This window comes from Microbacterium sp. P2_F9 (assembly GCF_056403635.1).
This window is the reverse complement of record NZ_JBFUFC010000157.1, coordinates 1-9,005: the sequence shown is the minus strand read 5'-3', so window position 1 is coordinate 9,005 and position 9,005 is coordinate 1. Positions and strand designations below refer to the sequence as shown.

Annotated in this window: 4 protein-coding genes; 3 read left to right on the top strand and 1 reads right to left on the bottom strand. The window is 67.0% G+C overall.

Annotated elements, in window-relative coordinates:
- Positions 1-26: 26 nt before the first annotated feature.
- The 3 genes from rpoB (at position 27) to AC1DVT_RS14825 (ending at position 8,172) form a co-directional block, all read left to right on the top strand.
- Positions 27-3,521, top strand: a complete 3,495-nt coding sequence (gene rpoB / locus AC1DVT_RS14835) for a DNA-directed RNA polymerase subunit beta (protein WP_477389795.1) — start codon at positions 27-29, stop codon at positions 3,519-3,521.
- A gap of 47 nt (positions 3,522-3,568) precedes the next feature.
- The gene (gene rpoC, locus AC1DVT_RS14830; protein ID WP_477389794.1) at positions 3,569-7,441 is read left to right on the top strand and encodes a DNA-directed RNA polymerase subunit beta'; all 3,873 of its coding nucleotides are present in this window, start codon (positions 3,569-3,571) and stop codon (positions 7,439-7,441) included.
- Positions 7,442-7,557: 116 nt separating this feature from the next.
- Complete coding sequence (locus AC1DVT_RS14825) at positions 7,558-8,172, top strand: hypothetical protein (protein ID WP_477389793.1); 615 nt, start codon at positions 7,558-7,560, stop codon at positions 8,170-8,172.
- Between the two features lie 16 nt (positions 8,173-8,188).
- Here AC1DVT_RS14825 and AC1DVT_RS14820 read toward each other — a convergent pair whose 3' ends face one another.
- Positions 8,189-8,785: a hypothetical protein gene (locus AC1DVT_RS14820; protein ID WP_477389792.1), complete on the bottom strand. Its 597-nt coding sequence runs from the start codon at positions 8,783-8,785 to the stop codon at positions 8,189-8,191.
- Positions 8,786-9,005 lie beyond the last annotated feature (220 nt).

Here is a 9,005-nt window from a genome sequence, read left to right as displayed (position 1 = left end):
GCCCGGGCCTCACGGAGGTAATCCCCTTGGCTGCTGCGCGCAACGCATCCACCACCACCATCAAGAACGGCCGCGGAGCTTCCCGCCTCTCGTTCGCCAAGATCTCCGACACGCTGGAGGTCCCCGACCTTCTCGCGTTGCAGACCGAGTCATTCGATTGGCTCGTCGGCAACGACGCGTGGAAGACGCGGGTCACCGAGGCTCAGGCCATCGGACGCACCGACGTTCCCGAGATCAGCGGCCTCGAGGAGATCTTCGAGGAGATCTCGCCGATCGAGGACCTGAGCGAGACGATGCAGCTCTCGTTCACGAACCCTTATCTCGAGCCCGAGAAGTACTCCATCGAGGAGTGCAAGGAGCGCGGCAAGACGTATGCCGCTCCGCTCTACGTCGAGGCCGAGTTCATGAACCACCAGACCGGTGAGATCAAGACTCAGACCGTCTTCATGGGCGACTTCCCCCTGCAGACCGGCAAGGGCACCTTCATCATCAACGGCACCGAGCGCGTCGTCGTCTCGCAGCTCGTGCGTTCCCCCGGTGTGTACTTCGACCGCACGCCCGACAAGACCAGCGACAAGGACATCGTCTCGGCGCGCATCATCCCCAGCCGTGGCGCCTGGCTCGAGTTCGAGATCGACAAGCGCGACCAGGTCGGCGTGCGCATCGACCGCAAGCGCAAGCAGTCCGTCACCGTCTTCCTCAAGGCGCTCGGCCTGACCACGGAGGACATCCTCAACGAGTTCGCCGGCTTCGACTCGATCGAAGAGACGCTGTCGAAGGACACGATCCTCTCGAAGGAAGACGCGCTCCGCGACATCTACCGCAAGCTCCGTCCGGGCGAGCAGGTCGCCGCTGAGGCCGCCCGCGCGCTGCTGGACAACTTCTACTTCAACTCCAAGCGGTACGACCTGGCGAAGGTCGGTCGCTACAAGATCAACCAGAAGCTCGGCCTCGAGGCCCCGCTGTCGGACTCGGTCCTGACCGTCGCCGACATCGTCGCGACGATCAAGTACCTCGCCCGCATCCACCGCGGCGACTCCGTCTTCGACGGCGTCCGCAACGGAGCGCCGGCCGAGATCCGTCTCGACATCGACGACATCGACAACTTCGGCAACCGCCGTATCCGCGCTGTCGGCGAGCTCATCCAGAACCAGGTCCGCACCGGCCTGTCGCGCATGGAGCGCGTCGTCCGCGAGCGCATGACGACCCAGGACATCGAGGCGATCACGCCGCAGACCCTGATCAACGTGCGCCCCGTCGTCGCCGCGATCAAGGAGTTCTTCGGAACGTCCCAGCTGTCGCAGTTCATGGACCAGAACAACCCGCTCGCGGGTCTGACCCACAAGCGCCGCCTTTCGGCGCTCGGCCCCGGTGGTCTGTCCCGTGAGCGCGCCGGCGTCGAGGTCCGTGACGTCCACCCGTCGCACTACGGCCGCATGTGCCCGATCGAGACGCCGGAAGGCCCGAACATCGGCCTCATCGGCTCGCTGGCCTCGTTCGCCCGCATCAACGCGTTCGGGTTCATCGAGACCCCGTACCGCAAGGTCGTCAAGGGCAAGGTCACCGAGCAGATCGACTACCTCACCGCAAGCGAGGAGAGCGACTACATCGTCGCTCAGGCCGGTGCTCCGCTGAAGGCCGACGGGCACTTCGCCGAAGAGCGCGTGCTGGCCCGTCGTGGTCAGGGTGGCGAGGTCGACCTCTTCCACTCCGACGAGATCGGCTACATGGACGTCTCGCCGCGCCAGATGGTGTCGGTCGCGACCTCGCTCATCCCGTTCCTCGAGCACGACGACGCGAACCGCGCGCTCATGGGCGCGAACATGCAGCGTCAGGCCGTCCCGCTGCTCCGCTCCGAGTCGCCGCTCGTCGGCACCGGCATGGAGGGCTACGCCGCGATCGACGCCGGCGATGTCGTCACCGCCGAGAAGGCCGGTGTCGTCGTCGAGGTGTCTGCGGACGTCGTCACGGTGCAGCTGGACGAGGGCGGAACGCAGGACTACTTCCTGCGCAAGTTCGACCGCTCCAACCAGGGCACGTCGTACAACCAGCGCGTCATCGTCGCAGAAGGCGACCGCGTCGAGGTCGGCGAGGTTCTCGCCGACGGTCCTGCGACGGAGAACGGCGAGCTCGCGCTCGGCAAGAACCTCCTCGTCGCGTTCATGACGTGGGAGGGCCACAACTTCGAGGACGCGATCATCCTGAGCCAGGACCTGGTGAAGGACGACACCCTCTCTTCGATTCACATCGAGGAGTACGAGGTCGACGCGCGCGACACGAAGCTCGGCAAGGAGGAGATCACCCGTGACCTCCCCAATGTCAGCCCCGACCTGCTGAAGGACCTCGACGAGCGCGGCATCATCCGCATCGGCGCCGAGGTTCGCCCCGGCGACATCCTCGTCGGCAAGGTCACGCCGAAGGGCGAGACCGAGCTGTCGGCCGAGGAGCGTCTGCTGCGCGCGATCTTCAACGAGAAGAGCCGCGAAGTCCGCGACACGTCGCTGAAGGTGCCCCACGGTGAGCAGGGCACGATCATCGCGGTCAAGGAGTTCAACGCCGAGGACGGCGACGACGAGCTCGGCTCGGGCGTCAACCGCCGCGTCGTGGTCTACATCGCCCAGAAGCGCAAGATCACCGAAGGCGACAAGCTCGCCGGCCGCCACGGCAACAAGGGTGTCATCGCCAAGATCCTCCCGATCGAGGACATGCCCTTCCTCGCCGACGGCACGCCGGTCGACGTCATCCTGAACCCGCTCGGCATCCCCGGCCGCATGAACTTCGGCCAGGTGCTGGAGCTTCACCTCGGCTGGATCGCCAAGCAGGGCTGGAAGGTCGAAGGCTCGCCGAAGTGGGCCGCGAAGCTGCCCGAGCAGGCGCACCAGGCACCCCCTGGCACCAAGGTCGCGACCCCCGTGTTCGACGGCGCCTTCGAGGAGGAGATCGCCGGTCTGCTCGACTCGACGACGCTCACCCGCGACGGTGACCGCCTGATCGACTCGACCGGCAAGACCCTGCTGTTCGACGGCCGCTCCGGCGACCCGTTCCCGGCACCGGTCTCGGTGGGCTACATGTACATCCTGAAGCTGCACCACCTCGTGGACGACAAGATCCACGCGCGGTCGACGGGCCCCTACTCGATGATCACGCAGCAGCCCCTGGGTGGTAAGGCCCAGTTCGGCGGCCAGCGGTTCGGCGAGATGGAGGTGTGGGCCCTCGAGGCCTACGGCGCCGCCTACGCGCTCCAGGAGCTCCTCACGATCAAGTCCGACGACATCCTCGGCCGCGTCAAGGTGTACGAGGCGATCGTCAAGGGCGAGAACATCCAGGAGCCCGGCATCCCCGAGTCCTTCAAGGTGCTCATGAAGGAGATGCAGTCGCTCTGCCTGAACGTCGAGGTCCTCTCGGCCGATGGCACCGTGGTGAACCTCCGCGACACCGATGACGACGCCTTCCGCGCTGCGGAAGAGCTCGGCATCAACATCTCCAGCCGCTTCGAGTCCTCGTCGATCGACGAGATCTAAGCCGCCAGGCAACGACAGAATTCCGACACAGGAGAACTGAGAAACTAGTGCTCGAATCAACAACTTTCGATCAGCTTCGCATCGGCCTGGCCACCGCTGACGACATCCGTCGTTGGTCGTACGGCGAGGTCAAGAAGCCTGAGACCATCAACTACCGCACGCTCAAGCCCGAGAAGGACGGCCTGTTCGGCGAGCAGATCTTCGGACCTTCCCGCGACTGGGAGTGCGCCTGCGGCAAGTACAAGCGGGTCCGCTTCAAGGGCATCGTCTGCGAGCGCTGCGGCGTCGAGGTCACCAAGTCCTCGGTCCGCCGCGAGCGCATGGGCCACATCGAGCTCGCCGCGCCGGTCACCCACATCTGGTACTTCAAGGGCGTTCCGTCGCGTCTCGGGTACCTGCTGGACATGGCGCCGAAGGACCTCGAGAAGGTCATCTACTTCGCCGCCTACATGGTGATCTCGGTCGACCAGGAGGCGCGTCAGCGCGACCTGCCGACGCAGGAGAACAACATCCGCCTCGAGCTGAAGACGCTCGGCGATCGCCGCGACTCGCGCATCGCCACGCGCCTGCAGAAGCTGGAAGAGGAGCTCGGCGCGCTGGAGGAAGAGGGCGCCAAGGCCGACCAGAAGAAGAAGGTCAAGGATGCCGCGGAGAAGGACATGGCGGGCATCCGCAAGTCCTTCGACGATCAGATCATCCGTCTCGAGAAGGTGTGGGAGGACTTCCGCACCCTCGACGTCGGCGCCCTGAAGGGCGAGGACGAGATCTTCCACGAGCTCCAGGACCGCTTCGGTCAGTACTTCGAGGCCTACATGGGCGCGGAGTCGATCAAGCGTCGCCTCCTGGCGTTCGACCTGGCCGCTGAGGCCGAGAACCTGCACCTGCAGATCTCCGAGGGCAAGGGCCAGCGCAAGATCCGTGCGATCAAGCGCCTGAAGGTCGTCAACTCGTTCCTGCAGACCGGCATGTCCCCGGCATCCATGGTCCTCGACGTCGTTCCGGTGATCCCGCCGGAGCTGCGCCCGATGGTGCAGCTGGACGGTGGCCGCTTCGCGACCTCCGACCTCAACGACCTGTACCGCCGCGTGATCAACCGCAACAACCGCCTCCGTCGCCTGATCGACCTCGGTGCCCCCGAGATCATCGTCAACAACGAGAAGCGCATGCTGCAGGAGGCCGTCGACGCACTGTTCGACAACGGCCGCCGCGGTCGTCCGGTGACGGGCACGGGAAACCGCGCGCTCAAGTCGCTGTCCGACATGCTCAAGGGCAAGCAGGGCCGGTTCCGCCAGAACCTGCTCGGCAAGCGCGTCGACTACTCGGGCCGTTCGGTCATCGTCGTCGGCCCGCAGCTCAAGCTCCACCAGTGCGGTCTGCCCAAGCAGATGGCCCTCGAGCTGTTCAAGCCGTTCGTGATCAAGCGCCTGATCGACCTCGGTCACTCGCAGAACATCAAGGCGGCCAAGCGCGCCGTCGAGCGCACGCGTCCCGAGGTCTGGGACGTGCTCGAGGAGATCATCCGCGAGCGTCCCGTGCTRCTCAACCGTGCACCTACGCTGCACCGTCTCGGCATCCAGGCCTTCGAGCCTCAGCTCGTCGAGGGCAAGGCCATCCAGCTGCACCCGCTCGTCTGTGCCGCGTTCAACGCGGACTTCGACGGCGACCAGATGGCTGTCCACCTGCCCCTGTCGGTCGAGGCCCAGGCCGAGGCGCGCATCCTGATGCTCGCGTCGAACAACATCCTGAAGCCGTCCGACGGCCGTCCGGTCACCCTGCCTTCGCAGGACATGATCATCGGCCTGCACCACCTGACCACGGTCAAGGTCGGCGCGAAGGGCGAAGGCCGCGCGTTCGGTGACGTCGGCGAGGCGATCATGGCCAAGGACGAGGGAACCCTCGACCTGCAGGCCAAGGTCCGCATCCGTATCCCCGACCTCGCGTTCCTCGAGGGCGAAGCCCCCGAGGGCTACGAGAACCACGGTCTCGTGGACGCCTCGCTCGGCCAGGCGATCTTCAACGGCACGCTCCCCAAGGGCTACCCGTTCGTGCGTGAGCAGGCCGACAAGGGCAAGCTCTCGCAGATCGTCAACAAGCTCGCCGAGGAGTACCCGAAGGTGGAGGTCGCTGCGACTCTCGACCGGATCAAGGACGCCGGCTTCTACTGGGCCACTCGTTCGGGTGTCACGGTGGCGCTCAGCGACATCCTGACCCCGCCGGACAAGCCCCAGATCGTGGCCCGCCACGAGAAGCGGGCAGCGAAGGCGCAGGACCAGTTCGAGAAGGGCCTCACGACCGACGCCGAGCGTCGCCAGGAGCTCATCAAGATCTGGACCGAGGCGACCGACGAGGTCCAGACCGCGATGCGCGCGAACTTCCCTGAGGACAACACCATCAACCGCATGGTGTCGTCGGGTGCTCGTGGTAACTGGCTGCAGATCCGGAACATCGCCGGTATGCGAGGCCTGGTGAACAACCCCAAGGGTGAGATCATCCCCCGTCCGATCATCTCCTCGTACCGCGAGGGTCTGTCGGTGGCGGAGTACTTCATCGCGACGCACGGTGCCCGCAAGGGTCTGGCCGACACGGCCCTCCGTACCGCCGACTCGGGTTACCTCACGCGTCGTCTCGTGGACGTCTCGCAGGATGTCATCATCCGCGAAGAGGACTGCGGCACGACCAAGGGCCTCGAACTCCCGATCGCGACCGCAGGTCCGGACGGCGAGCTCGTCAAGGACCCGAACGTCGAGAACTCGGTGTTCGCCCGTTCGCTCGCATCCGAGGTCGTCGACCCCGACGGTGAAGTGCTCGCCGCCGCCGGTGACGACGTCGGAGACGTGCTCATCGACAAGCTGATCGAGGCCGGCGTCGGCACCATCAAGGTGCGCTCGGTGCTGACCTGCGACTCGGCTGTCGGCGTCTGCCAGGCCTGCTACGGCCGTTCGCTCGCGACCGGCAAGCTCGTCGACATCGGCGAGGCGGTCGGCATCATCGCCGCCCAGTCGATCGGTGAGCCCGGCACGCAGCTGACCATGCGCACCTTCCACACCGGTGGTTCGGCTTCGGCCGACGACATCACGCAGGGTCTGCCCCGCGTGCAGGAGCTCTTCGAGGCCCGTACCCCCAAGGGTGCGTCGCCGATCGCGGAGTCCGACGGTCGCATCACCATCGAGGAGACGGACCGCGCCAAGAAGGTCATCCTGACGCCCGACAACGGCGATGAGCCGCACGTCTACCCGGTGCTGCGCCGCGCGACGCTCCTGGTCGAGGACGGCCAGCACGTCACGGTCGGTCAGCCGATCCTGGTGGGCACGCTCGACCCCAAGGAGGTCATGCGTGTCATGGGTGCCCGCGAGGTGCAGCGTTACCTCGTGAACGGCGTCCAGGGCGTGTACCGCTCGCAGGGTGTGCCGATCCACGACAAGCACATCGAGGTCATCGTGCGCCAGATGCTGCGCAAGATCACCGTGGTCGACCACGGTGAGACGACGCTGCTTCCGGGTGAGCTGGTCGACTTCAAGAAGTACCAGAACATGAACCGCGAGGTCGTGGCACAGGGCAAGCGCCCCGCGTCCGGTCGCCCGGAGCTCATGGGTATCACGAAGGCGTCGCTCGCGACCGAGTCGTGGCTGTCCGCCGCTTCCTTCCAGGAGACGACCCGCGTGCTCACGCAGGCCGCCATGGAGGGTCGCAGCGACCCGCTGCTCGGCCTCAAGGAGAACGTCATCATCGGAAAGCTCATCCCCGCCGGAACGGGACTTGCGAAGTACCGCAACGTCATCGTCGAGGCGACGGAAGAGGCCAAGAGCGAGCGGTACCCCAACCGCATCTTCGCTTCGGACGGCGCGTACAGCGACGCCGACCTCGGCTATGTCGACTTCGACAGCTTCTCGACCGACGACTTCTCGGGCAACTACAACTGACCCACTGAGATCGTGACGCGAAGGGCCCCGGTTTTCCGGGGCCCTTCGTGCGTCGCACCCGCGCGCCGAGGCGGGGCCGCGGCATCCGGTGCCTACCCTCGATAGCGGAGGCGATAATGGCGCGGATCGGCGGTCGCAGCCTGTGGCTGGCGTGGCCGGTCGGCGTGCTGTGCGCCGGCATCGTCGGGGCCCTGGTCTGGGTCGCGGCGCCCGCCGTGCCCGGCACGGTCAACTGGATCGGCGACACCCTGCGCGCGGCGACGTCGGCGCCCGTGGCGGCCGCGCCGTCGCCCGTGGAGACCGCCGCGCTGGATCCCGCCACCGACCTGGACTGCCGCACGCTGTATCCCGACCGGCTCTGGGCGGAGCTGGTCTGGGGGAGGGACGTGCTGCTCTCGCAGACCTTCGCGGCGCCGCCGACCGGGATCACCGGCCTCGTCGATGCGCTCCAGCCCGTGGTGCGGGTCACCTGCTCCTGGCGGTCGGCCGCCGGTCAGATCGTGACGACGCTCTCTCAGGTGGGGGCGGATGCCTCGACCATCGCCGATGCCGCGCTGCGCGGGCAGGGCTTCGACTGCGAGACCATCGGCGCCGGGGTGGCATGCCGGCGCCAGCAGGGGGATGTCATCGAGGAGCAGGCCGTGCGGGACGGGCTGTGGCTCGCCAGCGTCGAGACCTCGTGGCTGCCCGAGGACTACGGAACCCAGCTCGCCGCGCGCGTGTGGGGCTGACCGGTGCAGCTCCCGGTCACTCCGGCCAGATGTGGTCGACGATGCTCGACGTGTAGCCGCTTGGCGAGAGGTTCGAGTACATCGTGTCGATGAGGATGCCGTCGCGCCAGAACAGCGTGCGCCCGTCGGTGACCGGGTAGTTGGGGTTCTGCCACGAGCCTTCGCAGCGGGTGCCGCCGTCCGGGGTGTAGCAGGTGTAGCCGTCGCTGGCCGCGTAGCCGTTGAGCAGGTCGAGGGCGGGCCCGCGGGACATGAGCAGGATGGTCGTGGTCAGTGCCGTCGTATCGGCGGCCGGGTCGCCCCAGATGCACAGCAGGCTGCCGTCCGGCAGCACCCCGGACGGGCCGAAGGCTGGGTGGTTCAGCGGGATGCCCTCGAGCTGGGCGAGCACGTTCGCGGAGAGGATGGCCTTGCAGTTGGTCGGGATCGCGGCGGGCGGGGTCGCGGTCGGGCTGGGCGTGCCGCTGGGGGACGACGAGACAGTCGGGGAGTCGGTCGCTGAGGGCGCCGAGGGCTGTCCTGCCGGGTCCACCTCGGGCGCGCAGGCGGTCAGTGCGGCGGCGAGAAGGAAGGCGGCAGCCACACCCGCGAACGGTCGACGGTGAGAGGCCATGGCGCTCACCCTAGTCAGGGGTGGCGCCCGGACCAGGAGCGAAACGCCCCGGCATGCCTCCGAGGCCGAACCCGTCCCCCGGGATAACCTCACCCTGCAGGGACGTGCCCTGCGTGAGGAGTGCATCCGATGAGTGACCCGAAGTCGTCGTACGGCGAGCCAGTCGAGGATCCCACGGCGGTCGACGATGTCGTCGGCAGCGTCAACGAGGGTCTCGCCC